Below are 26,992 nucleotides of genomic sequence, written 5' to 3' on the forward strand. Positions count from 1 at the left end.
CCGGACGGGACGGGCCAGGCGCATTCTCAAGGATGACCTCCACCGAAATCCTCGAGGAATCCGGCACCGCAAGCCTTCTTGTGGCGGCCCTTTTGAACCGCTATCTGGTCTCCCTCGACGACGAAGAGCCCGACGACGCCTGGGCGGCGGAACTGTTCACCCCGGACGCGGTGGTGGCCTTCCCCCCGATGAGCCGGCACGAGGGCACCGAGGGCATGGCCGAGTTCCACCGCAAGGCCCTGTCGTCCTTCGCCGCCACCCAGCACCTGGGCTCCCCGGCCGTGGTCGTCCTGGACGGGGACCGGGCCACCCTGCGCGCCAACCTGATCTCCACCCAGGTGCACCACCCGCGCCACGTCCCGCCGCAGGGCGTGCTCGCGCCGCTGTTCACCACCGGCACCTTCGTCAACGGCGAGGCCCTGCGCACCCCCGCCGGGTGGCGGCTGACCCTGCTGTCCTTCCGCCTGCTGTGGGCGGACGGCACTCCCCCGCCGGCCGCGTAGGCGCGCGATACGGGTGACCGCGCGGCGCAGCCGGGACGGCCGCCGCCGCGCGGCCGGGCGCCGGGGCTGCGGTGGTGCGCAGGTACTGCTCAGGTGTTGAGGGCCAGTACCCGGTCGACCTCGATCTCGATGACCACCCGGCCGGGCGGGTTCGGCGGCGCCGACCGGTACCGCTCGGCGTACCGCCTGACCCCCTCGGCCACCCGCCCAGGTTCGCGCACCACCGTGCCGGAGCCCTCCAGCGTGACCCAGGTGAAGCCCTGCACCTGGCAGATCGCCACCCGGCCACCGGGGCCGGTCAGCAGGTTGCGCGCCTTGCGCGAGGAGGCGACGGTCATGACCCGGACAAGGCCGGCCTTCCCGTCCCAGGTGAACCGTACGGGCGCCGTGTGCAGCGTCCCGTCGGGCCTGACGGTGGTGAGCACGCCCACGTGCTCGGGGCTGTTGAGAAACGCCTCGACCGAGGGCGACACCTGCGGTGCGCCGGCGCGCTGCTTCGACAGCGACATCGGGTGATTCCTTTCTTTCGCTGGTGCTCGACGGCCGCGGCGGGGCGCCGGCGGCGCTGTCCCGCATGGGGGCGGACCCGGCGGCGGCCGAACCGGTCCGCCACGCGGTCCGGGTCCGGGCAGGCAGCGTGCAAAAGACCGCTCGACCGGGGCCGGAGCGGCGCCAGTGCTGTGACCGCCTTGGTTCACCGGGTTGCGCAGCCACCCGGGGGCCGGGGCGGCCGACGGCCGGACAGCCCTTAGTCGATACCGCGGACGATGGCGGACTCCTCGAGGAACTCCGCGTCGTCCTCGTCCACGCCGGCCAGCCGCAGCGGCGGTGCGACCTCCATCGGGACCAAGCCGAAGAAGTACATCTCGACCTCCCGGAAATCTTGCCTGTTGTCGTAGGTGAACATGGGCGGCTCCTTCACGATGAGTCGCTCCACGGTGTCAAGACCCGCTAGGGATCCGCTCGACGTCGGCTCGCTCACCGATCGAGTGAAGGCGGAAGCGGGCCGCCCGCTGGGCTGCCGAGCCGCGCCGCTGGGCGATCCGCGGCGGCTCGTCCCCTTCGAGGACGGCGAGCACCTGGGTGAGCGTCGTCTCGGCGCTGGTGGCGGGCAGTTCGCGCAGCAGCCGCGCGCAGTGGCCCACCAGCCGGACCGCGTCGGCTCCGGACATCCGGGACCGGTCGTGTGCGGCGGTCAGCGTCAGCGAGCCGTCGGGGCCGCGGTGCGTGAGCAGGGCCACGGGGAAGGCGGTGTGCGCACCGCTCGCGTACAGCGGCTCGATCCGCACGCCGTGGTCGGCCAGCACGGCGCGCAGCTCCCGCGGCGGGCGCGGCACGCTTCCGACGGCCACCAGGCTCGCCAGCAGCGGCCCGCCGCCCGTGGCCCGGCCGGTCCACTCGTGGATCTGCCCGGCGGAGACCCACTCGTACGCCGCCATGTCCAGCGCGCGGTCGCGCAGCACCGTCAGCAGCCGCCCCAGCCGGTGCGCCGGATCGACCTGGACGGACATCGGCAGGCAGTTGCGCATCGGCGCGGGCAGCCGCTCAACGGCCTCCAGGGCGATGCCGCGCCCCGAAACGGTGACGCCGAATCCGACCTGCGCGGGGCCGCTCAGGCCCGCGCCGCGGTACAGCAGCATCGCCCAGACCGCCTGCAGCGCACTGGAGTCGGGCACCGCCTGGGCCGCGGCCCAGCGGTACAGCCGCTCGGCCTCCTGGGCCGACAAGCGCACCTCGGCGCGGCCGCAGCCGCTCTCCAGGGTGTCCGGGCCGGGTACGGCGGGCAACACGGCAGGCGCGCCCTCGGGTACCGTCCGGGTCCAGAACTCCCGTGCCGGGCCCGGGTCCTGGCGCTCCAGCCAGCGCGCCCAGTCGCGGATGTCGGGCCGCCGCTCCCCTCCGGGCAGCGCGCCGCCGGCCAGATAGGCCCGGCAGAACTCGTCCAGGAGGACGAACACGCTCCAGGCGTCCAGCAGTGCGTGGTGGAAGGTGAGCAGCATGCGCGTGGCGGGCGCGGCGGGCGCCGGGTCGTCGACCAGGGTGACCCGCAGCGGTCCGGGGCCGCGCAGGTCGAAGCCGCGCAGCCGGTCGCGTTCCACCAGCTCGTCCCAGTCGACGCCGCCGGCCCGGTGGCGTACGACCTCGACGGCGGCCCGGTCGTGCAGGACCACTCGCGGCCACGGCTCCCAGTCGACGGCGGCGCGCAGCACCGTCTCCCGGTCGGTGACGGACTGCCAGGCCGCGGTGAACCGCTCGGTGTCCAGCGGTCCGCACCAGCGCCAGGACAGCTGCTCGACGTGGCGGCCGGTGCCGCGGTGCTCCAGTGAGTCCAGCAGCAGGTCGTGCTGCCACCAGGTCAGCGGCAGGGCGGAGCCTGCCTGGCGACCGCCTCGTCCCCGGCCCGCGTGCGGGCGGCTCGGCCTGGCCATGTGGTCGCCCTCCTCCGGTCCGGATCATCCCGGGGAGCGGGGCGCCCGAGGGCGCGGTACTCCCGGGTCCACCGTGGAGCAACCCGCTGCCGGAGACCTGGCAGAGCGCTGGCGCGCCTCAAAACCCGCCGCAGAGCGCCTCAAGGCCCGCACCCGGGCCGCAGGTCAGCTCGCGCTCTGGTTCATCGCCGACAGGAACCCCTGGTCGAGCATGGTCCCCACCGACGTGTCGTCCGCGGTGTACAGCCCCGCGTCGTGGCAGGCCGTGCTCAGCAGGTAGCGGCCCATCACCGGGTGCGTGGCGAAGCCCCACTCCCCCCGGGTCGCCGCGCTGCCGTCCGCGGCGTGCAGCCGCGCGCCCGTCAGGCCGGACTCCGTGAAGCCGAACTCCTTGAAGCCCAGCCGCAGCCCCTGCCCGAGCGCCTTGCTGTACGCCTCCTTGAGGGTCCACAGCTTCAGCGCGTACGGGACCCGCTCCGCCTCCGGCAACCCGGCGATCTCCGCCACCTCGGCCGGGGTCAGGATCTGCGCCTCCAGCAGGTCCAGCCGTACGTTGCGGCCGGCCGGCTCCACGTCCACGCCGATCCGGCCCGTGCGGCTCAGCCCGACGGCCATCAGGTCGCCGGTGTGGGACAGGCTCAGCTCGATCTGGTCGAAGCCGCGCAGATAGGGGCGCCCGCCCAGCCGGTAGGCCAGGTCGAGGTACTCCGGCGGGATGCCGAGCGCCGCCGCCGCCGTGTACTTGATGAGCAGCCGGGCGGCCGCGAAGCGGTAGCGCACGGTGGCGTCGGGGGTACGCCGGTAGCGGTCCCAGTCCGGCCCGAGCAGCTCGCGCAGCCGGGGTGTGGTCAGCACGCTGGGCAGCCATTCGCTCCAGGTCGTGTGGACCACCGCGTTGCCGAGCCCGGTCAGGTTCTCCTTCACCCCGTGCCACGGACCGTGCGGCCGCGGCACACGAAGGGGGGCGGCGCATCTCACCTGGTCCATCGTCGTCTCCTGCGTGTAGTGCCGTCCGTCCCGGTCCCGCGGGGCCGACGGCGATCTGGCCGAGGCGTTCGTCCACCGCCCCGGCACATCTGCGGTGCCGTGACCGGAAGGCGGCCGGGCGAGGTCACCGCACGCCTCAACCCGCCAGCGCCGTCCCGTACAGGTCCAGGCTCCGCCCCTCCCGGCACCGCTCCAGCACCTCACCGAGCACCGAGCCCACCACGCCCTCGGGAAGGTCCGGTACCACCGCACCCAGCCGCCGCACGATCCGGCTCAGCGCGAGCACGGCCCAGGCGGGCTCCTCCAGGAACGATCCGGTCCCGGCCTGCCCCTCCCACATGCCCAGTACCGCCGCCGCCGCGAGCACCAGCGCGTACCGGTCGGCCAGCGCGCAGGCCTGCGCGTCGAATCCGGTGCCGCCGACCGGCGCGCTCAACGCGGCGCACCGCGCCCTCAGCACCCGCAGCTCCGCCACGAACGCCTGCGCGAGCCCCGCCAGCACCGCGTGCGGCGACCCGTCGGCGTACCCGCAGCGCCCCTTCGCCAGCCGGCCCGCCGCGCCGACCAGGGTCGCCGTCAGCAGGTCGTCCGTACCGGAGTGCGCCAGGCGCCGGTGGTCGAACGGGGGCAACGGCGCCCCCGGTTCGAACAGCCCCGCCGGCGGCTCCGGTGTACGGAACCACGCCGTGCGCGCCAGCGCCGGCAGCTGCGGCACCAGCACCGCCTGGCATACGGCCGTCCCCGCGTGTCCGAGACCGGCCACCGGCAGGTCCCGTACGAGCTTCTGGAAGCCGCCGTGCAGCGGCCCGCGGTCGTACCCGCGGGCGCCGAGCACGGTCGCCAGCTCCTCCAGGTCCTCACGCAGCAGGTCCGGCATCGTGTACTTGACCGCGGCGGCCAGCAGGTACGAGTCCTCCGGCAGCAGGCTCATCGCCCGCAGCCCGGTGACGGCCATGCTGTCGCAGGCCAGCAGGTCCGCGAAGACCCCGGCGAGCACCTTTTGCCAGCGGCGGGCAGGCCGTCCGTCGGGCCGGTTCTCCACGGCCGCGCGCACCGCCTGGCGCAGCACGCTGTCCACGCCGGCCAGCACCACGCCCGGAATCAGGCAGTGGCTGATCTGGAAGCTGCGCAGCGCCAGCGACACCCCTTCACCGACCTCGCCGACCAGCGCCTCGGGTCCCGCGGCCGCATCGGCGAATTCGAGTCCGGAGAAGTGGGCGCCGCGCATGCCCGGCATCTGGACCCTGCCCAGCCTGCGCACCTCGCCGGAGGCGGGCGGCCCGGGGCCGAGCAGCAGCACGGAGTGGCTGCGCGGACCCTCCTCGCGCGCGGTGCGCGCGTACACGACGAAGGCCTCGGCGCGGTGGGCGTTGATGACCGCGTCCTTGTGCCCGTTGAGCATCCAGCCGCCGTCCGGGCCGGGCTCCGCCTCGACCTCGTTGCGCAGGATCGCGTTGGCGTGCGCCACCTCGCGGTGCACGATCGTGACCCGGCCGCCGTCGAGGAGGTGCGCGGCCAGCGCCCGGCGCTGCGGCTCGTCCCCCGCGGTCCACACCGCGCAGGCGGCGAAGAGCGAGGTGATGCCGAATCCGTAGCCGAGCGCGAGATCGCGGCGGAACAACGGGCGCAGTACCCGCGCCAGTTCCTCCAGATCGGTGAGCCGGCCGCCGAGGTCGTACGGGACGAACTCGGCGCCCAGGCCCGCCTCGGCGAGCAGTGTCTCGGTGGCCGCCGGCGCCTCGCGGGCCTCGTCGGCGCGCAGCAGCGCCAGGTGTCCGTGCGGGTTGTCCGGGTCAAGGGGGTCGCCGAGGGCCGCCTCCAGCCGGGCGGCGCGCTCGGACGCGGCGGCGGGCGCCGCCTCACCTGTGTCCCGTACGGGGGCGTGGGTGTCCCGTACGGGGGCCGTGGTGTCCTGGACCGCGGTCACAGGACGCGGATCGAGTCGATGGCGTACTGCGCGGCGTGGCGCAGTACGGACAGGCCTGCCTGGCCCATCGCCTCGCGCACGTGCCGTCCGGCGGCCACCGCGTCGGTGCCCTCGCCCAGCACGCTCTCGATGTTCTCCTCGCACAGCAGCACGCTGTGCCGGGCCGTCAGGTTCACCCCGGACTCGTCGGGCTCGATCGACCACTCGCCGGTGTGCGCGGTCAGCAGGGGCGAGGTCCGGGTCTGCTTGTAGCAGATGCGCTGGGTGCCCGGGAAGCAGATGCGCACCGATCCGGTGCTGTGCGCGCTGCCGTCGACGGACAGGCTGCCCATGGACATCAGCTGTACTCCCGGCTCGTCCTCGACCAGGTCGACCCGGCTGACGTGCGGGAGTTCGGCGGGCCAGTCCCGCGCCCGGTACAGGAAGTCGAACACCAGCTCGTCAGGGGCGTTGACCCGTACGGTGTCCTCGAAGGACCACACCAGGTCGTCCAGACGCGTCCAGCACTCGGCGAGCTCGGCCAGCCGGTCCAGCTGGGCGCGGCTGTTGTCGCGGGTGACCCGCTCGACCCAGGCCACGTCCGCCGGCACGTCCCGGGCGACGGTGTAGGAGTGCTGCAGGGTCACCTTGGCGGCGTACTCACCCAGCGGCACCACCGTCCACACGCCGCTCATGGACTGCGTGGGCGCGGCGGGCAGGTCATGGGTGAACTCCACGCGCAGCCGCTCCACGTCCAGGCGCCGGCTGGACACCCAGGACTTGACGGTCTCGCCCGCGGTGACCCACATGCGCAGCCGCTCCCGCGTCCCGTCGAAGTCGAGCTGCTCGACATGGACACAGGGCTGGAAGAACAGCGGCCACCGGGTGGCGTCCGCGATCAGCCCGTACATCACTCCGGCCGGGGCCGCCGCGATCACTTCGTGGACCGTGCGGTGCACACGCGCATCCGACATCTTCCACACCCTCCTCATTGGTACGCCGACCGGCACTGTGCCGGGGCGCGGCGGGACTGCGACCCCCGCCCGGCACGGTGCCGCCACTGCGCCGGTGCCCTCGCCCCGGCGAACCCGTCCGCCTGCCGCTGAGGGCCGCCGACAGACGTTGTCGTGCCGCGCCGGGCTGACGGCCGTGCCCAACGACACTGTCCGGAACCGCTCGCAGACCGCACGGGCCTGACTGGAGCGCGGCTCCAGCCACCCGCTGTGTCCGCCTTGATCCGAAGGCCCGGCCTCCCGTTCTGGCCGTACGCCCCTCTCGCGGGAGGGCCCGCGCCCCCGCCGCCCGAGCCGTCCTCGAGCCCGGCCGCCGAGACTCTCCGGGCGGAAGCCCAGGCGGCGTCGACCTGACGGACAACGCCTGCGGCGTCCCGGGGCAGCTCCCCTCCCCCGGCCCGGCTCGTGACCGCCGCCCACCCGGCCACCCCGTCCTGGTGGGCGGCTTCGGGCGGCGCGCCGCCGGGGCGTCCAAGACTTCCGCGACCCCCGCGAGGACCGCGCCGCGAAAGCACCCGGCCCCGTTCTCCTCATCCGCGGCACGGCGCAACAGGGCTCACGCTTCCTTCTGGTCCCACGAGTCCCGGACCGGCCGACAGCACCCGCCCGTCCATCAGCGTCCGTGCGGCGGTTCAGCCCGGCCGGAGCTCCACTGCGCCGCGCCAGGGCATGCACCGGGCATCCACCCGCGCTCCGGCCGTCCGCATCCGCTTCTCGGCCCAAGGGGGCGGATCGTGACCGCACATCCCGCGCGCCCGCCCGCCGGTCGGCGGCCGACGCCCTGGAGGCGATATGCCCCCCGGGCACCCGTGCCCGTTCGTGCGCGCCGTGTGGGACGGGCTGATCGCCCTCGGGCTGCTGCCTGCCGTGGCACACAGCGGTATGGACGGCTGCCCGGCCCCCCGGCCCGACGGGGGACGCGCTCCGGCGGGACACCCGGACCGGATGCGGCCCGATCTGCCGCTGACCCCGCTGGAGCGCCGGCTGCGGCGCGAGCTGAACCCAATGCCCGCTCCACGAGGGCGACGTACGGGCGCGGGGCCCCGGACTCGTCCGCGCCCTCCTCGTCAGCGCTCAGAGGCTGTCGGGCGACCTGCGATCGGAAAGCGTGCGTGCCGGGGCGTGGCCGCCCGATCGCAGGTCGCCCGACAGCCTCTCAGCCGGTCAGAAGCGCTCCGTGCGTTCTCCCTCTCCGGCGCGTGCGGTCCCCGCGGCGCCGGTCCGTCGAGCCGCCGGTCCGCGAACAACCGGCCTGCACCCTTCCGCAGGCCGGCTCAGGCATCGGCCGCCCGCAACACCGCGGCCGAGTTAAACCCGCCCCTCCCGCGCGCCAGCACCAGCACGGTCCGCAGCCCGGGCAGCTCCCGCGCCGCGCCCGTCACCAGATCCAGCGGGCAGTCCGCGGCGACCCGCCGCGTCCCGGTGGTCGGGGGCACCACCTTGTCGCGCAGCGCGAGCGCCGCCGCCGCCAGGTCCAGCGAGGAACCCCCGGCGCCCAGCCGGCCCGTCATCGACTTCGGCGCGGTCACCGGCACCCCGCGCGGCCCGAACAGCGCGGCCAGCGCCTCGGCCTCGGCCCGGTCGGCGGCCCGCTCCCCGGCCCCGTCGGCGAACACCACGTCCACCTGGTCCGGGCTCACCCGGGCATCAGCCAGAGCGAGTCCGGCCGCCTCCCTGAGCCGCTCCTCCCCGGGCCCGCCGTCGAAGGTCGCCGCGTACCCGGCCACCACGGCGTACCCGCTGACGCCGCGCGCGGCGGCGGCCGCCGCGTCCTCCAGCACCAGCAGCGCGCCGCCCTCACCCACGACATGGCCGCGGGCCTGCGCGTCGAAGGGCCGGTAGGCCCGCGCCGGATCGGGGTCGGTGCTCAGCCGGCCGTCTGCCAGGTGCGCGGCCCAGCCCCAGGGGCACAGCGCCGAGTCGACGCCCCCGGTCACCATGAGGCCCACGCCCTTGCGGATCTCGCGCCGGGCGCGGGCGAGCGTGTCGATCCCGCCCGCCTGCTCGCTGACCATGGCGGAGGCGGGACCGCGCAGCGTATGCCGGATGGAGATCTCGGCGGTTCCCGCCGCGTGGAACCAGGCGAAGGACTGGTACGCGCTGACGTACCGGGCGCCCTTGCCCCACAATGCCTCCAGCCCTCGCTGGCCGAACTCGGTGCCGCCCGCGGAGCTGGCCGTGATCACGCCCGCCCGGTAGCCGGGCAGCGCGGCCGGGTCGGCACCCGAGTCCTCCAAGGCCTCCTTGGCCGCGACCAGGCTCAGGCGGGTGACCCGGTCGGTGGAGGGGAGCAGGCGGCTGGGGATGTGGTCCTCGTCGACGAAGCCGCGGATCTCGCCCGCGATCCGCACCGGGTAGCCGGAGGCGTCGAAGCGGGTGATCGGGCCGATGCCGCTGCGGCCCTCCAGCATGGCGCTCCACCAGGCCTCGGTACCCAGCCCGTTGGGCGCGGCCACGCCGATGCCGGTGACCAGGGCCCGGACCGGGCTGCGTACGCCCCCGCTCGCGCCGTTGACGCCGCTCATGGCGTCTCCCGCAGCCGGGGCCGGGTCAGCACGGTGGCGGCGTGGAAGCCGCCGAAGCCGCTGGCGACGCTGAGCACCGTACTGGTGCGCTGCTCGCGGGCGAACAGCGGTGTGTAGTCCAGGTCGCAGGTCGGGTCGGGCTCGTGCAGGTTGGCGGTCGGCGGCACCGTACTGTGCTCGATGGCCAGCACGCTGGCCACCACGTCCAGGGCCCCGGCGGCGCCGAGTGCGTGTCCGATCATCGATTTGATGGAGCTGACCGGGACGCGCCGGGCGTGGTCGCCCAGTCCCTGCTTGAAGGCGTGTGTCTCATGCCGGTCGTTGTGCAGGGTGCCGGCCCCGTGCGCACTGATGTAGTCCACGTCGACCGGGTTCAGCCGCGCCTCGTCGAGTGCCGCCCGGATGGCGTCGGCCATTTCCTGGCCGCCCGGCCGCAGCCCCGTCATGTGGTGCGCGCTGCTGTACGAGGCGAAGCCGGACAGCTCCGCGTACGCGTGGGCGCCCCGGCGGCGCGCGTGCTCCAACTCCTCCAGGATCACCACGGCCGCGCCCTCGCCGAGCACGAAGCCGTCGCGGGTGCGGTCGAAGGGGCGCGAGGCGGTGGTGGGGTCCTCGTTGCGGGGGCTGGTGAGGCGGATGCGGTCGAAGCAGGCCATGGCGATGGGAGAGATCGGTGCCTCCGCCCCGCCCGCGAGCATCACGTCGGCGCTGCCCTCGCGGATCAGCTCGGCGGCGTGTCCGATCGCGTCCAGGCCCGAGGTGCAGCCGCTGGAGACCAGGCTGACCGGGCCCTGCGCGCCGCTGTCGCGGGCCACGGCGGCCGCCAGCGAGCTGGGCACGAAGTAGTCGTAGAGGCACTCCGCGGCCCGGGAGTGGTCGACGGTCCAGGTCCTGCCGAAGTCGCTCAGCAGCGCGTACTGGGTGGCGAGCCCGGTGGTGCAGCCTGCCGCGTTGCCCAGACTGACCCCGGTGCGCAGCCGGTTCCCTGCGGCCAGTACGGCGTGCAGGCCACTGTCGGCCACCGCCTCCCGGGCGCTGACCAGCGCGAACTGGGCGGCCCGGTCCAGGCGTTCGGTGTCGGCGAGGGTGAAGCCGTGCGCGGCGGCGTCGAAGTCGACCTCGGCGGCGACCCGCGAGCGGTAGCTGGCGGCGTCGAAGAGGGTGACGCCCCGGGTGGCGGTACGGCCCGAGGTCAGCAGGGACCAGAAGTCGGCGGTGCCGACGGCTGCGGGGGCCACCACGCCGACCCCTGTGATGACCACGCGCTTCACCGCACACCCCCCGCGCCCGTGCTCGCGCGCGCCGCCGCCCCGGCGGCATCCGCCGCCTCGTACTCGCGGCAGGCCTCGCCGACCAGGGCCGGCAGTACGTCCGCGCCCGCGAAGAAGTGGTCGCCGTCGACGGTGCGTACGGTGATCGGCCCGGTGGTCCAGCGCCGCCACTCCTCAAGGGCGGCGGGCACCGCGAGCGGATCGTCACTGCCCGCGAAGACGAGCAGGGGCAGATCCACGGATCCTCCGGTGACGGGGTCCAGGGCCGCCTGGCGCAGTGCCCGGGCCAGGCGCAGGTCGTCGCGCAGGACAGGCAGCACACTGCGGTGCCATAGCCCGCCGGGGTGGGCGGCGGCTCCCTTGGGCAGCGAGCCGAGCTCACCCAGGAGGGGCAGCAGCAGTTCGTCGGGCTGTTCCGCCGCGGCCACCAGGGCGGCACTGGCGTGCGGCGGCAGGCAGGCGCCCACCGCGAGGAACAGCGGCGGCGGCACCCCGGCGTCCGCCAGCGCCCGGGTGAGCGTGTACGCCACCAGGGCGCCCAGACTGTGGCCGTACAGCGCGTACGGTCCGGACCGGGCCGCCTCCAGCAGCGGGGGCAGCAGATCCGCCAGGAGCCCTGCGCGCTCGGTGATGCGCGGCTCCCGCCGCCGGCTGTCACGGCCCGGCAGCACCAGCGCCGCGACGTCCACGCCCGGCCCGGCCGCGACGGGCCAGCGACGGTAGCTGGCCACCCCCGCGCCCGCGTGGGCAAGGCAGTGGAGCCGTACCCGCCGCCCCACCACCCCCTCTACCGCCGTCAGCGAAGCCATCGGTCGCCCTCCTCGGGGAAGCTGTGCGGAAACGTCGGTCGTACGGCGCCGCCGCGGCCCGAGCGTCACCTGTGTGCCTTGAGCGGTACTCGATTCAGGCTGCGTACAGATCGAAGGTCGAGGTGCGCCGCGGCCCGCAGGCCACGTCCAGGCGTGGGTCGACGGCGAGCATCGCCTGGTGCAGCCGCTGGAGTTGCGGCGAGGGCTCCACGCCGAGCTCGGCGATCAGCCGCTGGCGCATCCGGCGGTAGACGTCGAGTGCGCTGGCCTGCCGGCCCGACCGGTAGAGCGCGACCATCGCCTGCGAGTGCAGCCCTTCGTGCTGGGGGTGGCGGGCGATCAGGTCGGTGAGTTCGGCGATGAGTTCGATGTGCCGGCCCATCCGCAGGTCGGCGTCGATGCGGCGCTCGCGGGCCACGAGCCGGCTCTCCTCCAGCCGCATCACCTCGATGTCGAGGATCGGGCCGACGCGTACGTCCACCAGCGCGGGCCCCTCCCACAGGTCCAGTGCCGCGCGCAGACACTTGGCCAACCGGGCGTCCTCGCCGTCCTCGAACGCCTGCTGCCCCTCCGCCACCAGGCACTCGTACGTGCGCACGTCGACCGCCTCGGCCGGGATCTGGAGCAGGTAGCCGCCGTACCGGGTGGCGAGCACGTCCTTGGCCGAGCCGGGCGCGTCCGGGCCCATGGCGGTGCCCAGTCTGCGACGCAGCTGGAGGATGTAGGTCTGAAGCGTGGTCAGCGCGCTCTGTGGCAGGTGGGTGCCCCAGATCTCTTCCATCAGCGTGGGCACGGGCACCACCCTGCCCGGGTAGAGCGCGAGCAGCGCCAGGATCTGGCGCGGTTTGCCCGCAGTCGGGACGACCGATATACCGTTGACTTCGACATTCAACGGACCCAGTACCTTGATCTTCATGATTCCCCTCCGCGCATTGCCGGCCGACTTCGGCAACAAGCCGGTGTTCGAGTTTTTCGATAGTGTCGCCTTCCGGCCCTTCTTGTCATTGCCGTAGACGGCGGACGAGGGGCACCATATCCTTCCCCGACCGTCTCATATGCAGAAATTGAGTGCGTCTTGAGCGACCTTCCAATGGGACCGCCGGACCCGGCGCACAGGCAGCCGACATAGCGCCGAGAAGACACCGGCGTGTCATGTAAAGACCCGTATCGGCCGACCGGGTTCTCTTTCGGCGCTCTAGTGGGCGCTGTTAGGTTTCCGGCCATGGCAACGGATTCGACGGCGCGCGGCGCCGACCCGTTCACCCGCGGGCTGCTGAACCGACTCGCCCGGGACCAGGCCGCAGGCCCGCCCGGGCTGCAGGGCCTGCCCGATCCGAAGACCCTGCTGCGGCTGCTGGGCGCCTGGCATCGGCGCGGGGTGCAGGTGGGCTTTCCGGACCTGACCGGCGACCGGCCATGAAGACGCCAGGCACCTGAATCCCCCTCAAGGAACACTCCACGAGTCCCCGCGTACGGCTGATAAATCCTCCACCGGCGCCGAGAAGCGCCTAGAGTCCGATAAGAGCGCAAGGATCTTTCCCCGGCCATTTCTGAGTGAATGCCGAGTACGGATCCGCGGCCGCGTACTTGCCGACTCTCCCCGTGCGAGGATGAGATGGAGTTTGGGATCCTGGGTCCCGTCCAGGTCTTCGGCGAGCGCGCCGATATACGGATCACACCGGCCGGCGCCAAGCAGCGCGCCCTTTTGGGTACGCTCGTCGTGAAGGCCGGCCAGGTCGTTTCCTCGGACCGGCTCGTCGACGAATTGTGGGGCGAACATCCGCCCGCCAACGCCGCCAATGCCCTCCAGAGCCATATCGCCCGGCTGCGCCGACTGCTGCCCGTCCCCGCACCCGGTTCCGGTTCCGGTTCCGGTTCCGGCGAGAGCCACTACGAGTGGCTCGTGACCCGCCCGCTGGGCTACGCACTGCGCCTGGGCCGGTCCGGCACCGACGCCCAGCGCTTCCACCACCTCACGGCCCGGGGCCGCTCGCTGGCCGCCACCGACCCGGCCCGTTCGGCCGAGGTCCTGCGCGAGGCGCTGGCGCTGTGGCGCGGCCCCGCACTGGAGGGCGCGGGCCGCGGCACCATCTGCTCGACCGAGGCATCGCTGCTGGAGGAGAGCCGGCTGATCACCTTGGAGACGCTGTACGACGCCTGCCTGCGGGCCGGCCGGGCCGGGGAGGTCGCCGGCGAGCTGGCGGAGCTGACGGCTTCCCACCCGCTGCGTGAACGGTTCTACGAGCTGCTCATGACCGCGCTGTACCAGTGCGGGCGCCAGGCCGAGGCACTGGGCGTCTACGACCGGGCGCGACGCCGGCTCGTGCACGACCTCGGAGTGGAGCCGGGGCCCGTACTGCGCGGCCGTATGGAGTCGATCCGTCACCGGCAGGACCCGGCACCCGGAGAAACCGGAGAGACGCAGGGGGCGGCGGGCCTGCACCCGCTGCGTGCCGAGGTGGCCCGGCTGCGCCACCAGGTCGAGGTGCTGAGCCGGCAGCAGCGAGAACTGACCGACCGCTTCGAGCAGTTGGCCATGGACCGCGTGACGAGCCGCTGACGGCCGTCCTCGGCGCCCCGTGCATGACCACTGAAGCCCTTCTCCCGGGCCCTCGTTCGAGGGCCCGGGAGAAGGGCTTCAGTGGTCATGCCGCCGGCTGTCGCCAGGCCCGGGCGGTCAGTTGGTCCGCGTCACGAGCCGCCCGCCGCCGGCCCCCGCCGGAGCGGTCACCGGGAGAGTCGCCTTGAGCGGGGCCGCACTGTCGGGGTGCGCCATCAGGATGGAGCGCTGCAGCCTGCCCAACGCGGCCGAGGGCTCAAGGCCCAGCTCGGAGACGAGCATGGTGCGCAGCCGCTGGTAGACGTTGAGCGCCTCGCCGCGTCGGCCCGAGCGGTGCAGTGCCAGCATGAACTGACCGTGCAGGCTCTCGTGCAGGCGGTACTGCTTGACCAGGACGGTCAGTTCCGACAGCAGCTCGCGGTGGCGGCCCAGGCGCAGATCCGCCTCTATGCGCTGGTCGAGCGCGCACAGGCGCAGTTCCTCCAGACGCCTGACCTCCGTCTCGATCCGGCTCCCGGCCTGTACGTCGGTGAGCGCGGGACCGGTCCACAGCGAGAGCGCGTCCGCCAGCCGGCGCGCGGCGCCCTGGTAGTCGTCGGCGTCCATCGCCCGGTAGCCCGCACCGGCCCTGCGCTCGAACTCCCGGAAGTCGACGCTTCCGCCACGGGTCTCCAGGCGGTAGCCGCCGGGGAGAGTGGCCAGAATGTCCTTCGGGGTGCAGCGCTCGTTCTCGCCGTACGCCAGTGCCACGCCGATGGCCTCGCGCAGTTGCAGGACGTACGTCTGCAACGTGGTGCGCGCACTGCGCGGCGGGTTGTGCTCCCACAACTCCTCGATCAGCGTGGCCACGGGGACCGCATGGTCGGCGTGGAGCGCGAGCAGGGCCAGGACCTGCCGCGGCTTGGGTGCCGTCAGTGTGATCGACACCCCGTTTTCATGAACGGACAGCGCACCAAGCACTTCGATGTCCACGTTTTCCCCAAAGGTCGCCTGGAGGCCGTTCCCGGCCTGCGCGTTTCCCGCGTTTCCCGCTGCCGGGGCCCGGGTGCAAAACCAACCGGACCCCTTGATAACAAAACAGCGCAGTCGGTTTGTCAATCCCAGACACCTATCCGGAGCGTTTGGCAGACTGTTTCCAGCCACTTCTTGACTCCATGACCACCCCCGCTGCTCCCATCCGGGTGCCAATCGGCCTCTGCTCCCCAGCAAGTTGGCGCAACGATCCAGCTGAACACCGGCGGAAGAGGGTCTTTACGACATGGCCGAAACCTTCCCGGCCGCCGCACGCAAGCGGCCCCGGCCCCCTCGCGTCTTCGCGAAGAGCCGGGGCCACCTGCCGAACCTGCCCTCACCTGCTGAAACGCGGTGCATGGGCAGCCGGGGCCGAGATTTCACCAGCGAACGAAAACAAACCGACCGGTCTTTCCTAGTCGCCGGCTGATCCTTCCGGTTCCAACGCCGCGAGGCGGTCCCCCGCCGCCAGCGCCGGCAGCAGCAGCTCCCAGAACCGGGCGATCGTACGCGGCGTGAGCCAGACCTCTTCCCGTGCGCCGAGCGTCTCGAAGCCCACGGTCGCGGCCACCACCGCGGTCACGGCGTCCTGCGGCGCCACCCCCGGCCGCAGCTCCCCCGCCTTCCCGGCCTCCGCCACGGCCTCCTCGACCCAGCACCGCCAGTGCTCACGCAGGCCGCCCGGCGTCACGCGGGCCATGTCGCCGCTCAGCCCGAACCCCGCCCGCAGCACCACGTCCCTGCGCAACCCGAGGGCGAGCCCGTGGGTCACATCGACCAGGCACTGGAGCCGGCCCGCCCCCTGCCTCGACGCCACCTGGGCGATGATCCGCAACCGGTCCAGCGCGGCGGTCTCCACGGCGTCGGCCAGGGCCGCCTTGCTGGCGAAGTGGAAGTGCAGCGCTCCGCTGCTCACTCCGGCCTGTGCGCTGATCACGGACAGGGACGCCACCGCGAAGCCCTCGCGGTAAAAGGTCTCGGCTGCGGATCTGATCAGGCTCTCCCGCGTTCGCACCGCACGTTCTTGTTTGGCCATCGAGTGCTCCGTTACTGCGGGGGATTGCCGTGCTTTCGAGAGGGCAGGTCTGCGTGTTTGCTGCGGAGCATCGCCAGCGAGTTGATCAGGACCTCGCGGGTCCGGGCCGGGTCGATGACATCGTCGACCAGGCCGCGCTCGGCGGCGTAATAGGGGTGCATCAGCTCGGCCTTGTACTCCTTGACCATGTGCTCGCGCATGGCCTCGGGGTCTTCGGCCTCGGCTATCTGCTTGCGGAAGATGACGCCTGCGGCGCCCTCGGCGCCCATCACCGCGATCTCGTTGGTGGGCCACGCGTAGGTCAGGTCGGCGCCGATGGACTGGGAGTCCATGACGATGTAGGCGCCGCCGTAGGCCTTGCGCAGGATCAGCGATATCCGCGGGACGGTGGCGTTGCAGTACGCGTACAGCAGCTTGGCGCCGTGCCGGATGATGCCGCCGTGCTCCTGGTCGACACCGGGCAGGAAGCCGGGCACGTCCAGCAGCGTGATGATCGGGATGTTGAAGGCGTCGCACATCTGGACGAACCGCGCGGCCTTCTCCGAGGCCTCGATGTCGAGCACACCGGCCAGCGACTGCGGCTGATTGGCCACCAGGGCGACCACCTGGCCGCCCAGCCGCCCCAGGGCGCAGACGATGTTGCGCGCCCAGCGCTCGTGGACCTCCAGGTAGTCGCCGTCGTCGACGAGCTCCTCGATCACCTTGGCCATGTCGTACGGGCGGTTGCCATCGGCCGGAACCAGGTCCAGCAGCACCTCGGTGCGCCGGGTCCTAGGATCCGTGCACGGCACGCACGGCGGGTACTCGCGGTTGTTCTGCGGAAGCATGGAGAGCAGGTAGCGGACCTCGCAGATGCAGGTCTCCTCGTCGTCGTACGCGAAGTGCGCCACGCCCGAGGTGCCGGCGTGCACGTCAGCGCCGCCGAGGCCGTTCTGGGTGATCTCCTCGCCGGTCACCGCACGGACCACGTCCGGGCCCGTGATGAACATCTGCGAGGTCTCACGGACCATGAACACGAAGTCCGTCAGCGCCGGGGAGTAGGCCGCGCCACCGGCGCACGGGCCCAGCATCACCGAGATCTGCGGGATGACACCCGAGGCCCTGGTGTTGCGCTGGAAGATGCCGCCGTAGCCGGCCAGCGCCGAGACGCCCTCCTGGATACGGGCACCCGCGCCGTCGTTCAGGGAGACCAGCGGGGCACCCGCCGACATGGCCATGTCCATGATCTTGTGGATCTTCGTCGCGTGGGCCTCGCCCAGCGCCCCGCCGAAGATCCGGAAGTCATGCGCGTAGACGAAGACCGTGCGGCCCTCGACCGTGCCCCAGCCCGTGATCACACCATCGGTGTACGGGCGTTTGGCCTCCAGGCCGAAACCGGTCGCCCGGTGCCGGCGCAACTGCTCCACCTCGTTGAACGAGCCCTCGTCGAGCAGCAGCGCGATGCGCTCCCGAGCGGTCAGCTTGCCCTTGGCGTGCTGCGCCTCGGTCGCCCTTTCACTCGGCCCGGCGAGCGCTTGCGCACGGACCGCATGCAGTTCGGCCACACGCCCGTAAGCGTCCGCCGTCTCCGCGAAGGCCCGAGGAATGTCATTCACAACGGTCACGACACGTCCCTCCCAGGGTGCGGCCCCATCGACGAACCCACCGTAACAAACCGCCAATGCGGTTTGTGTAACGGGAGTATGGCGGCCACACGAAATCAGCCATGGACAAATGCCTCACCGGCGCTACCGCCAGTGATAAGGGGAGCGATAGACCGAGCTGGACCGCTCGCGTCGCCACAGCGGGACATCGGGCAACTCGTCCCCGCCCACCTCGTCCTCCTGCGCCAGCGCCCAGCACAGCACGGCGGTGAGCGCGGCCAGCTCTTCCTCGCTGACCGACCCGCGCTCGATCCGCAGCGCGAGCTTCCCGGTGTCCGACTCGACCACTGTCCCTCCTCGGGGTCTGCGGCCACCATCGGACACCCGGCTAATGAACCGCTCTCGCCCCGCTTGAGACGGGCTCGGGTTCGGGTTCGATGCCGGCGGACGCCGGCGTCGGCAACGGCACGCCGCGCGCGGCCGCCCCAGGGCGGGACCGGCGCATCGAAAACGAGCCGCACCCGCTCCGGCGCCGCCCCGTTCCTGTGGGTCCACGAGGCGCTTAACAAACCGTCTGTGCGGGTTTTGGAGGAGCGGCCGGCCAGAAGCGGACCGCGGGTGCGGACGCCGTTGCCGGCGCCGCTCAAGAACGGCTCGCGTCCTGCTCAACGCGGTCCCGCCCGGCATCGGAGGGCCGGCGGCCGCCGGGCTCGGGAGGACGGCACCCACCAGGACGAACGGGCGAATCGGAGTAAATGCCTCCACTAATTCTTGGTGGAGGCACCTGAGAAACCCTGGAAATTAAACCGGTTGGTATGTATCTTCCCGGGCCAGAGGGGAAAAGCCGAGCACAACTCCAGCAGCACAAGGGGGAGCTATGTCAGCGAGCAAGTCTCAGATGGAGCGCACAGCCTTCGACACCTGGACGAGGGAGGCCGCCACGGTTACCGCCGTCACAGCCCGTGTCGCCGGCGCCACGACCCTGACCAGCACCGTTCCCAAGGAGTTTGTACACCGGTCGGCCGTCGCCGAGGTTCTGCTCACCGACTGGGCGCGGGTGGACGACACCCACTTCCGCATCACCGCGCAGTGGCCGCGCGGCCACAGCTTCTTCACCCCGGTGGCGGACGGGTACCACGACCCGCTCATCGCCTGCGAGACGATCCGCCAGGTCGGCATCCTGCTGGCCCATGCCGAGTTCGGTGTGCCCCTTGGCCACCAGTTCGTCATCTGGGACCTCGACATCGCCGTACGCCCGGAACACCTCCTGGTGGGCTACGCACCCGCGGCGCTCAGCATCGACGTCACGTGCACCGAGATCACCCGACGCGGCGGGCGGCTGTCGGGGCTCCGCATCGAGGCGGTCTTCCGCCGCGACGGAAACGTCGTCGCGACGGGCACCGGCTCCTACTGCTGTCTGGCGCCCGCGGTCTACCAGCGGGTCCGCGGCGACCACACGTTCGGCGGGGACTGGCACCAGCTGCCCCTCATCAGCCCGGCGGCGCCGCAGAGCGTCGGGCGCATGTCGCCCATGGACGTCGTACTCTCCCCCACCGGCGAGGAGGCCTGCTGGCAACTGCGCGTGGACACCCGCCACCCCGTGCTCTTCGAGCACCCGGTCGACCACATACCCGGCACGGTGCTGATCGAGGCCGCCCGCCAGGCCACGGCCGCCGTGCTGGGCCGGTCCTCCTATCTGCCGCTCTCCATCGCCACCCGGTTCAAGCGGTACGTCGAGCTCGACGCGCCCTGCATGATCGAGGCCCGTCTGCTCGAGGCCGCGGCCTCCCCCGGCGAGCAGACGGTCCTCGTGACCGCCCGTCAGGGCGGTCAGTCCGCCTTCTCCGCCATCGTGACGGCGGGCTCGCACGGGCTCTGACCGGCTGCGGAAACCGGCTCCATCGACGCACGGAAAGCACTCAGATGGTGCCTGGCCCACATGCGGAAGGAACCGGCCGGCCGGCCGAGCAGGGCGGGAACGGTCCCGTCCACCTCGCTCTTGCCGCCCTGGCGCTGCTGCTCGGCCCGCTCCAGGATCGCCTCGACGATGTCCCGCGGATAGCGCTCGGCCAGCACGGTGCGCGCCTGCCCGGGACCGAGTTCCTCCAAGCGCAGCGGACGGTCCAGCAGTTCGGCGAGCTGGGCCGTCTGCCGGACCGCCGTGAGCGGCTCCGGCCCGGTCAGCGTGAGGGCCGTCCCGGCATACCGCTCCCGGTCCCCGGTGAGCGCGCGTACCGCCACCTCGGCGACGTCGCGGGGATCGACGCAGGCGTTGGCCGACGTCCCGTAGAGCGCCCGCACCACACCGTGCGTACGGACGGACTCCGCCCAGGAGAGGGTGTTGGACATGAACAGGCGGGGCCGCAGCAGGGTCCACTCCAGCCCGGACCCGCGCCACAGCTCCTCGTTGCCGCGCTGCCACCGGGTGATCAGGTCCTCGGCCTCGCCGTCCGTGACCCCGGCGGCGGAGAGTTTCACGACGTGGCGCACCCCGGCCGAACGCGCGGCCCGCAAGAAGCGCGCGTCGTCGTCCGCGATCCGATTCGTCACCAGGAAGGCGGCCCGCACCCCGCTCAGCGCGCGCATCAGCGACCCCGGGTCCTCATAGTCCCCCTGAACGGTCTCGGCCGTCGTGGATCCACCGGTGACGGCCGCCGGGTCTCTGGCCAGGATGCGGACCGCCAGGTGCGCCGGCAGCAGGCGGACCACCTCCCGGCCGATCGTCCCCGTCGCTCCTGTGACCAGAATCATGATCTTCCCTCCCTGGTTAACCGCTGTAAGATACAAACCGGGCGGTCTCTTATGGCTTCCCATGCCAGGTCGACCTGAGGAGGCAGGAGGGAACCGTGGTTGAGCAGGTACGAGCCACCCGCACACGCCAGACGATCCTTTCTTCGGCAGCCAGGATCTTTGAGGAACACGGGTACCAAGCGGCCACGATCTCCCAGATCCTGTCCGCGGCCGGGGTCACCAAGGGGGCCCTGTACTTCCATTTCCAGTCGAAGGGGGACCTCGCCCTGGGCGTGCTCGCCGAGCAGGACCAGCGGCTGATCGTTCCCGACCGCGCCTCGAAGGTGCAGGAGGTCGTGGACTCGGTGATGCTGCACGCGTACCGCCTGCAGACCGATCCCATGGTGCGCGCGGGCGTACGGCTGACCATGGACCAGCAGGCGAACGGCCTCGACCGCAGCGGCCCGTTCCTGCGCTGGGCCGAGGTCGGCCAGGCGCTGCTCGAGAAGGCCCGGGCCCAGGGCGAGTTGCTGCCGCACGTGGTTCCGGTCGAGACCGCCGAGGTGATCGTTGCCTCGTTCGCCGGCGTCCAGTCCATGTCCCAGGCCGTCTGCAACTACGGCGACCTGCCGTCGAGGGTGTCCGCGCTGCTGCGCCACCTGCTGCCGAGCGCGGTGGTGTCCTCCGTCCTGGTCTCGCTGGACGTCTCCGAGAGCCGGGGAGCCACGGTGTACGCCGAGGCCCTGAGGCTGTTCGACGAGCAGGGAGCCGAGAAAGCCGCCGTCTGAACGGCGGGGGCCCGAGGCGGGACGCATCCGCCTCCCGCCATGCCCCCGCTCCCGTCACGGAGCCCCCACCCGGGCGCCCGCGGCGAAGTACGCCGACAGCGCCACGGTCAGCTCTTCGCCGCCCGGCGCCCAGGCTATGTAGCCGTCGGGCCGCACCAGCAGCGCCTCGTACGGCACTTCGGGCGTGGGCAGGACGCTGACCACCCGCACGATCCCCTCCCACTCCCGCGCCTGGTCCCGGTAGCTGCTGCCCTTCTCGCCGAAGAGCAGCAGCTGCGGCCGGCCCGCCCGCATCAGCTCGATCACATCGCTCTCACCTGTTGCCGTGGTGATCGAGATGTTTCGCAGAAACGTTCCTGCGGCAGGTGACGGACGTCCGGTGACGGGCGGCAGCACGGTGTCCTGGCCGCTGACCATGGCGCCGAGGTGCCCATGACCCCCCTGGCCGTCCTGCGAGGCCAGCAGCCCGGTGAACACCCCGCGCAGCGCGTCGGACTCGGGTCCCGGCCGCATCAGCGCGAGCTGCGCCCGGGTGTTCTCGATGACCCGCCCGGCGGCCGGCCGACGCTCCGCGTCGTAGGTGTCCAGCAGGCCCGCACCCGCCGCCCCGAGCACCGCGAGCGCCAGTTTCCAGCCCAGGTTCAGCGCGTCCAGCACCCCGGTGCTCAGGCCCTGCCCGCCGATCGGGAAGTGCACGTGCGCCGCGTCCCCCACCAGGAAGACGCCTCCCGCGCGGAAGGTCCGGGCCAGCCGCGTGAAGTCGCTGAACCGGCTGAGCCAGCGCGGCTCCTGCATCGCGATGTCGCGCCCGGCGATCCAGGACACCTCCCGGCGCAGCTCCTCCAGGGTGGGCGCGAGCTGCCGGTCCCCGTGGGCGCCGGCGCAGTTGAGCGTCCGGATGTGGGTACGGCCCGCCGGGTCCCGCTTGGCCACGATCCAGCCACGTGCGGTGCAGTGCCAGCCGTCGGCCAGCGTGTCCGGGCTCGCGATCGTGACGGCGCCCATCAGCGCGGACACCGACGCCGGACGGGTGTCGCAGGCGATGCCCGCCTGTTCCCGGACGGTACCGCGCGCCCCGTCGGCCCCCACCGCGTACGGGGCCACGAACACGGCGGGCCCCTGCGGCCCTTCGGCCTCGACGCGCACCTCGTCCGCCTCCTGGCGGACCTCCGTCACCCGGTACCCGCGCAGGATCCGCGCCCCGGCCGCCCCGGCCCGCTGCTCGAACAGCCGCTCCAGCTCCGCCTGCGCACACTTCAGGATCGGCTCCGGCTCGTTCTCGGGGGCCGTGATGACCAGCCCCGGCAGCCCGGCGAAGTGAAAGGGCCGCCCCGCCGGGCACCCGGCGGACGGGTTCCTGCCGCCGGGCAGGTACCCCCGCCTGGCCAGGCCCTGTACCGCCCGGGCGTGCAGCGTGGTCGCCTTGGGCCGCTCGGACACCCGGTCCCGCGCCTCCAGGAGCACCGTATCGATCCCGTACGCGGCCAACTCGGCCGCGACCAGCAGTCCGACGGGCCCTCCCCCGACCACCACGACCTGCGCCCGCACCGCACACAACTCCCGCACAGCGGTACCCCCTTCGCCCCCCGGCCACCGTACGAAGCGGAAATATACCGGCTAAGCCGTTTTTATTACAGGGTTCGGGGCAGGCCGGATCCGGCCCGGTGGGCGCGCGCCCGGAAGTGGGACCCCGACAAGGGGCGGACCTTGTCAGAACGAGCGCATTGCCGAGGTGGACAAGCTCATTGAAGGCCGGTTTCGCGAGCACGAACTCGCTGACATCGTCCTGAGCGTCCCGGGTATCGGCACCGTGCTCGGTGCGGAGTTCCTCGCCGCCGCCGGCGGCAGCCTGGAGGACTTCGACTCCCCGGACGCCCTGGCGGCTTTCGCCGGCGTCGCACCCGCGCCTCGTGACTCGGGCAAGGTCAGCGGCAACCTCCGCCGGCCGGTCACCTACCACCGAAGACTCCAGCGCGTCTTCTGCACCTCCGCACTCCTCAGCGTCCGCTGCGACCCCAACTCGCGGAAGTTCTACGACCGCAAACGCGCCGAAGGCAAGAAGCACGTCCAGGCCGTGCTCGCCCTCGCCCGCCGACGCGTGAACGTCCTGTGGGCCCTGATCCGAGACCGACGGTGCTACCAAGTCACACCACCAGTGACCACAGCCGCTTGACAACAGCATGAGGAAGCTTCGCCGTGCTGGGGAAGGCGTTCGTAGTCACGGGCGTTGCGGCGAGCGTTCATGATCCATCCCAGGGTGCGTTCGACACGCCAGCGGCGCGGGAGCACGACGAAGCCTTTGGCGCCCCTGGGGCGGGAGACGGTCTTGAGGGTGATGTGGAGGAAGTCCTCAGCCCAGGTGACGAGCTGGCCGGCACAGGCGGAGTCGGCCCGGACCTGGGTGATCTGCGGGTGCGTGAGGCGAAGGCGCCAGAGCAGTTCGCGGGCGGCGTCGCGGTCCTGCATGTCGGCGGGCGTCACCATGATCATCACGGGGAAGCCCTTCGTGTCCACCGCGAGATGTCTCTTGCGCCCGTTGATCAATTTTGCGGGATCGAATCCGCGTGTCGCCCGGCTTACCGTGGTGGCGCCCTTGACGGACTGCGGGTCGATGATCAGCGTGACCGGGTAGGCGCATCGTCCCGGGCCAGTGCGCAGCCGACGACGGAGCTGGTCACGGATGTAGGTGATCACGCCGCGACGGTTCCATCGGGCGAAAAACCCGTAAACCGTTTCCCACGGCGGGTAGTCGGAGGGCAGAGCACGCCACTTGGCGCCGTTGCCGACGATGTAGCCGATGGCATCGACGATCTGCCGTCGGGGCCACTTCTCGGGATGCCCGCCGGTCTTGGTCCGGCAGGCCGGGACGGGCAGGAGCGGTTCGAGAAGGGCCCACTGGTGTCGGCCCGCAAGCTCAGGCGAGGGCGGCGACGAGCAGGGTGAAGGCGGCGATGATGACGGCGACGCGGACGTAGTGGAAGCGGAGCCAGCGGTTCATCTGCTCCTTCCAGTCCTCGGGCCGGTTCTCGGGGGTCCACGTCTTGTTCCGGTTGTTGATCGGGACGAGCAGCAGGAGCGACATGATCACGCTCAGGATCAGCAGCGCGGCGGCGATGACGACCAGGCCGGCGCCGTGGTGATGCCATCCGGCGATGGCCCAGAGCGCGCTCAGGACGAGCGAGCCGATGTACCAGAGGGGCATCAGGGCGCCGAGCATCCGGCCCCCGTGGGCGTGGCCGAGTTGGCCACTGTCCTCGGGGAGGGCGTTGAGGATCGGGTTCATGACGAAGGCGACGGAGAATTCCACCCCCACCATCAGGCCGACGACCACGGTGGTGAAGACCTCAAGTGCGTTGAGCATGACTACCCCTCCTGAAATCTAGTGTCGCTAGATGGCGAGGCAACGCTAGTACTACTGCCGCTTGATTGTCTAGCGGTGCTAGGATCGAATCATGTCGGTACAGGAACGCAAGGAGCGCGAACGGGCGGTCCGCGAGCGCCTCATCGTGGCCACGGCCCGCGAACTCGCCGAGCAGCAGGGCTGGGACGCGGTCACCACCCGCCAGCTCGCCGAGCGCATCGAATACAGCCAGCCCGTCCTCTACAGCCACTTCCGCGGCAAACGCGAGATCATCGGCGCCGTCGCCCTGGAGGGCGCCGCCGAACTGGCCGCGGCGGTGCGCGCCGCGACCGCCGCCGCAGACGGCCCGCGCGAGCGGGTCGCCGCCCTCGCCCGCGCCTACCTCGACTTCGCCGCACGCAACCCCGCGGTCTACGACGCCATCTTCCAGCTCGACGGCGGTCTCCCGTACGCACAGCAGGACACCCCGGAACCTCTCAAGGACGCTTTCGCCGCGCTGCTGGAGTGCCTCGGCGAGGTCGCCGGGGACGGCGTCCACCCGGGGCTGTTCACCGAGACGTTCTGGGCGGCCCTGCACGGGCTGGCGACCCTGACCCGGGCGGGACGGCTGCCGCCGGAGGACACCGAGCCGAGGGTGGAGCTGCTGGTGGACCGACTCGCCATCACCTGACACACCATTGACACACCATCCCGGCGGGCACCCGGCCGGGGCCCTCGGGCCCCGCCACTGCCTGCCTGCGGCACCGCTTTGGGTTACACGCGCCCACACGGCGCAGCCACAGACCGCCGGACCCCGCACCCCAGACGGGCACCCGCCCCGGAAGCTGCCATGCTCATTGGTCACGACCCGATACGCGCCCTCATAGAAGCGCTCGCGGGCGCACCACCCCATCAGCCGTCCGTGGCCCCAGCCCAGCCCAGGGCCCTCGCTCTCGTGAAGAGCTCGACGGCTCCGGCTGACCGGGAGGTGGCCCTGGGAATGGCTCGAACCACGGCACGCTACGGCGACCGAGCTCGATACGGCAGGGGCCCGGAACAGCGTCTGTCTTGTCGAAGCACCCCCGGCGCCGCATACAGACCAGACGTCCTGCCCGGCCCCCGCCCGGACTGGCTCAACGGCCAACCCACGCGCCCATGAGGCGTACGCCTCGCGCAGGAACCGCGCCCACCTGCGGCGGCACGGGATCCTCCGCACCATCGCGGACAAGGCCGACCAGGCCCGCAACCGCAAGAAACCCGGCTCGCGCGGCGGCCGGCCGCCGAAGTCCGACCCGCAGGGACTACAACGCCCGGCACGCGGCCGAGCGCGGCATCAACCGCCTCAACAGGCACCGGGCCGCCGCCACGAGGTACGACAGGCCTGCCGTCCGCCACGAAGCGACCGTCCCCATCGCCGCCATCAACCCATGGTGGTGAACGCCCGTGCTGTGGCGGCGCACGGGCTTCTTTGAAGCGAAGCGTTCTGCCGTCGGCCAAGACTGTCGCGCCTTCCATGGCATGGGCGACAGGATCGTCACATGCAGCCGATCTTCGTTCTCGTGCACAGTCCGTCCGTAGGCCCCTCGACCTGGCACCCCACGGCCGAACACCTGACGGCGGCGGGATACCAGGTGCGGGTGCCGTCCCTGCTGCACATAGGCGCCGGCGCTCCGCCCTTCTGGCCCCGCGTCGTCGACGCCATCCACGACGACCTCCGGCAGGTCCCGGCCGACAGCCCCGTCACGCTGGTGGCACACAGCAACGCAGGCTTGTTCCTCCCGGCGATCCGCTCGGGCCTGGACCATCCGGTGACCAGCTCGATCTTCGTCGACGCCGCGCTGCCGGCCCGGACCGGACCGACCCCTGTCGCCTCACCCGAGCTGCTGGAGTTCCTTCGCCCGATGGCTGTGAACGGCAGGCTGCCACGCTGGACCGATTGGTGGGACGAGGCAGACATCGCACCCATGTTCGCTGATCCGATGGTGCGGCAGACCATCATCGAGGAGCAGCCGACCCTGCCGCTGTCCTACTACGAGCAGCACATCCCGGTCCCCGACGGCTGGGATGACCATCCCTGCTCCTACTTGCTGTTCGGTCCTCCGTATGACGACCTCGCAGCCGAGGCGCGTGAACGCGGCTGGCATGCGGCACACCTGCCCGGCGCACACCTCCATCAGATCATCGATCCTGCCGGCACAGCCCGGCACCTCGTCGAACTCGCTACCACGACTTGATCCACTTCCGATGCACGCCCTGACCACCAACCAGCACAAACAGCCCTGACCAGCCCAAACGCGCACCGGGCCTTTCAGCCCTGCCGCCACCTGCAACGAACCCAGCCCCGCTCAACACACAACACACAACACACAACCCCAGCTCACACACCCTGACCTCCCCACCCGGCCCCCGCCCACCGCCTCTCAACGAACCACCACCACACCAGGCCGGCCACGACACCCAACACCAACCAGCCCCCCACCGAGCGTCACCGGATCCCCTGC

General features: G+C 72.0%; 24 protein-coding genes and 3 pseudogenes. 9 read left to right on the top strand and 18 right to left on the bottom strand.

Annotated features, from left to right (window positions below):
* The first annotated feature begins 32 nt into the window (after positions 1-32).
* On the top strand, positions 33-503 hold the full coding sequence (locus OG607_RS00325; RefSeq protein ID WP_405717193.1) for a nuclear transport factor 2 family protein: 471 nt from the start codon (positions 33-35) through the stop codon (positions 501-503).
* Between the two features lie 89 nt (positions 504-592).
* Here OG607_RS00325 and OG607_RS00330 read toward each other — a convergent pair whose 3' ends face one another.
* The 6 genes from OG607_RS00330 to OG607_RS00355 all read right to left on the bottom strand — a co-directional run bounded on the left by OG607_RS00330 (position 593) and on the right by OG607_RS00355 (position 6,799).
* Positions 593-1,012 (bottom strand): pyridoxamine 5'-phosphate oxidase family protein, encoded by a 420-nt coding sequence (locus tag OG607_RS00330; protein WP_405717196.1) that lies wholly within the window; start codon positions 1,010-1,012, stop codon positions 593-595.
* Between the two features lie 239 nt (positions 1,013-1,251).
* On the bottom strand, positions 1,252-1,410 hold the full coding sequence (locus OG607_RS00335; RefSeq protein WP_405717198.1) for a hypothetical protein: 159 nt from the start codon (positions 1,408-1,410) through the stop codon (positions 1,252-1,254).
* Positions 1,411-1,444: 34 nt separating this feature from the next.
* A complete protein-coding gene (locus OG607_RS00340) occupies positions 1,445-2,932 on the bottom strand; it encodes a condensation domain-containing protein (protein WP_405717200.1) in 1,488 nt (495 codons plus the stop codon).
* 165 nt (positions 2,933-3,097) lie between these two features.
* Positions 3,098-3,919 (bottom strand): 4'-phosphopantetheinyl transferase family protein, encoded by an 822-nt coding sequence (locus OG607_RS00345; protein ID WP_405717203.1) that lies wholly within the window; start codon positions 3,917-3,919, stop codon positions 3,098-3,100.
* Positions 3,920-4,055: 136 nt separating this feature from the next.
* Complete coding sequence (locus OG607_RS00350; RefSeq protein ID WP_405717205.1) at positions 4,056-5,846, bottom strand: acyl-CoA dehydrogenase; 1,791 nt, start codon at positions 5,844-5,846, stop codon at positions 4,056-4,058.
* Entirely contained in the window at positions 5,843-6,799 is a 957-nt protein-coding gene (locus tag OG607_RS00355) for an aromatase/cyclase (RefSeq protein WP_405717208.1), read from the bottom strand. Before OG607_RS00355 ends, OG607_RS00350 begins: the two co-directional genes overlap by 4 nt.
* A gap of 831 nt (positions 6,800-7,630) precedes the next feature.
* On the opposite strand from OG607_RS00355, the pseudogene OG607_RS00360 reads away from it, so the two are divergent.
* A pseudogene (locus tag OG607_RS00360) lies at positions 7,631-7,825 on the top strand (DUF6059 family protein); the annotation flags it as partial.
* A 287-nt stretch (positions 7,826-8,112) separates the two neighbouring features.
* Here OG607_RS00360 and OG607_RS00365 read toward each other — a convergent pair.
* The 4 genes from OG607_RS00365 to OG607_RS00380 all read right to left on the bottom strand — a co-directional run bounded on the left by OG607_RS00365 (position 8,113) and on the right by OG607_RS00380 (position 12,359).
* Positions 8,113-9,363 carry a ketosynthase chain-length factor gene (locus OG607_RS00365; RefSeq protein ID WP_405717211.1) on the bottom strand — a complete coding sequence of 417 codons (1,251 nt, stop codon included), beginning with the start codon at positions 9,361-9,363 and terminating at the stop codon, positions 8,113-8,115.
* Positions 9,360-10,634: a beta-ketoacyl-[acyl-carrier-protein] synthase family protein gene (locus OG607_RS00370; RefSeq protein WP_405717213.1), complete on the bottom strand. Its 1,275-nt coding sequence runs from the start codon at positions 10,632-10,634 to the stop codon at positions 9,360-9,362. The genes OG607_RS00365 and OG607_RS00370 overlap by 4 nt, the downstream gene beginning before the upstream one ends.
* Positions 10,631-11,443 (bottom strand): thioesterase II family protein, encoded by an 813-nt coding sequence (locus OG607_RS00375; RefSeq protein ID WP_405717215.1) that lies wholly within the window; start codon positions 11,441-11,443, stop codon positions 10,631-10,633. The genes OG607_RS00370 and OG607_RS00375 overlap by 4 nt, the downstream gene beginning before the upstream one ends.
* A gap of 94 nt (positions 11,444-11,537) precedes the next feature.
* The gene (locus tag OG607_RS00380; protein WP_405717217.1) at positions 11,538-12,359 is read right to left on the bottom strand and encodes a BTAD domain-containing putative transcriptional regulator; all 822 of its coding nucleotides are present in this window, start codon (positions 12,357-12,359) and stop codon (positions 11,538-11,540) included.
* 306 nt (positions 12,360-12,665) lie between these two features.
* Between OG607_RS00380 and OG607_RS00385 the strand changes: the two genes are divergently transcribed.
* Entirely contained in the window at positions 12,666-12,863 is a 198-nt protein-coding gene (locus OG607_RS00385; protein WP_405717220.1) for a hypothetical protein, read from the top strand.
* A 195-nt stretch (positions 12,864-13,058) separates the two neighbouring features.
* Positions 13,059-14,003 (top strand): BTAD domain-containing putative transcriptional regulator, encoded by a 945-nt coding sequence (locus OG607_RS00390; protein WP_405717222.1) that lies wholly within the window; start codon positions 13,059-13,061, stop codon positions 14,001-14,003.
* A 117-nt stretch (positions 14,004-14,120) separates the two neighbouring features.
* Here OG607_RS00390 and OG607_RS00395 read toward each other — a convergent pair whose 3' ends face one another.
* The 4 genes from OG607_RS00395 to OG607_RS00410 form a co-directional block, all read right to left on the bottom strand.
* A complete protein-coding gene (locus tag OG607_RS00395; RefSeq protein WP_405717225.1) occupies positions 14,121-14,975 on the bottom strand; it encodes a BTAD domain-containing putative transcriptional regulator in 855 nt (284 codons plus the stop codon).
* Positions 14,976-15,429: 454 nt separating this feature from the next.
* Positions 15,430-16,050: a ScbR family autoregulator-binding transcription factor gene (locus OG607_RS00400; protein ID WP_405717227.1), complete on the bottom strand. Its 621-nt coding sequence runs from the start codon at positions 16,048-16,050 to the stop codon at positions 15,430-15,432.
* A gap of 11 nt (positions 16,051-16,061) precedes the next feature.
* Positions 16,062-17,654 (bottom strand): acyl-CoA carboxylase subunit beta, encoded by a 1,593-nt coding sequence (locus OG607_RS00405; protein ID WP_405717230.1) that lies wholly within the window; start codon positions 17,652-17,654, stop codon positions 16,062-16,064.
* 123 nt (positions 17,655-17,777) lie between these two features.
* Positions 17,778-17,981 (bottom strand): acyl-CoA carboxylase subunit epsilon, encoded by a 204-nt coding sequence (locus OG607_RS00410; protein WP_405717233.1) that lies wholly within the window; start codon positions 17,979-17,981, stop codon positions 17,778-17,780.
* A gap of 529 nt (positions 17,982-18,510) precedes the next feature.
* On the opposite strand from OG607_RS00410, the gene OG607_RS00415 reads away from it, so the two are divergent.
* Positions 18,511-19,512, top strand: a complete 1,002-nt coding sequence (locus tag OG607_RS00415; RefSeq protein WP_405717235.1) for a ScbA/BarX family gamma-butyrolactone biosynthesis protein — start codon at positions 18,511-18,513, stop codon at positions 19,510-19,512.
* On the opposite strand, the gene OG607_RS00420 is transcribed toward OG607_RS00415, so the two are convergent.
* The gene (locus tag OG607_RS00420; protein ID WP_405717238.1) at positions 19,464-20,384 is read right to left on the bottom strand and encodes an NAD(P)H-binding protein; all 921 of its coding nucleotides are present in this window, start codon (positions 20,382-20,384) and stop codon (positions 19,464-19,466) included. The two genes, OG607_RS00415 and OG607_RS00420, sit on opposite strands and share 49 nt — an antisense overlap.
* 95 nt (positions 20,385-20,479) lie before the next feature.
* On the opposite strand from OG607_RS00420, the gene OG607_RS00425 reads away from it, so the two are divergent.
* Positions 20,480-21,151 (top strand): ScbR family autoregulator-binding transcription factor, encoded by a 672-nt coding sequence (locus OG607_RS00425; RefSeq protein WP_405717241.1) that lies wholly within the window; start codon positions 20,480-20,482, stop codon positions 21,149-21,151.
* Between the two features lie 54 nt (positions 21,152-21,205).
* Here the strand turns inward: OG607_RS00425 and OG607_RS00430 are convergent, their stop codons facing one another.
* Positions 21,206-22,717, bottom strand: coding sequence for an FAD-dependent monooxygenase (locus OG607_RS00430; RefSeq protein WP_405717244.1), 1,512 nt, complete (start codon positions 22,715-22,717; stop codon positions 21,206-21,208).
* A gap of 157 nt (positions 22,718-22,874) precedes the next feature.
* Here OG607_RS00430 and OG607_RS00435 point away from each other — a divergent pair.
* Positions 22,875-23,324: pseudogene (locus OG607_RS00435) on the top strand (transposase); the annotation flags it as partial.
* On the opposite strand, the pseudogene OG607_RS00440 reads toward OG607_RS00435, so the two are convergent.
* Positions 23,294-24,049, bottom strand: a pseudogene (locus OG607_RS00440) (IS5 family transposase); the annotation flags it as partial. The pseudogenes OG607_RS00435 and OG607_RS00440 overlap by 31 nt on opposite strands.
* A 16-nt stretch (positions 24,050-24,065) precedes the next feature.
* Positions 24,066-24,512 (bottom strand): anthrone oxygenase family protein, encoded by a 447-nt coding sequence (locus tag OG607_RS00445; RefSeq protein WP_405717246.1) that lies wholly within the window; start codon positions 24,510-24,512, stop codon positions 24,066-24,068.
* A gap of 91 nt (positions 24,513-24,603) precedes the next feature.
* Here OG607_RS00445 and OG607_RS00450 point away from each other — a divergent pair, with 91 nt between their 5' ends.
* Positions 24,604-25,182, top strand: coding sequence for a TetR/AcrR family transcriptional regulator (locus OG607_RS00450; RefSeq protein WP_405717248.1), 579 nt, complete (start codon positions 24,604-24,606; stop codon positions 25,180-25,182).
* Positions 25,183-26,029: 847 nt separating this feature from the next.
* Positions 26,030-26,725, top strand: coding sequence for an alpha/beta hydrolase (locus tag OG607_RS00455; protein ID WP_405717252.1), 696 nt, complete (start codon positions 26,030-26,032; stop codon positions 26,723-26,725).
* Positions 26,726-26,992: the final 267 nt, after the last annotated feature.

The sequence above is a fragment of the Streptomyces sp. NBC_01537 genome (genome assembly GCF_045040445.1).
Classification (GTDB): domain Bacteria; phylum Actinomycetota; class Actinomycetes; order Streptomycetales; family Streptomycetaceae; genus Actinacidiphila.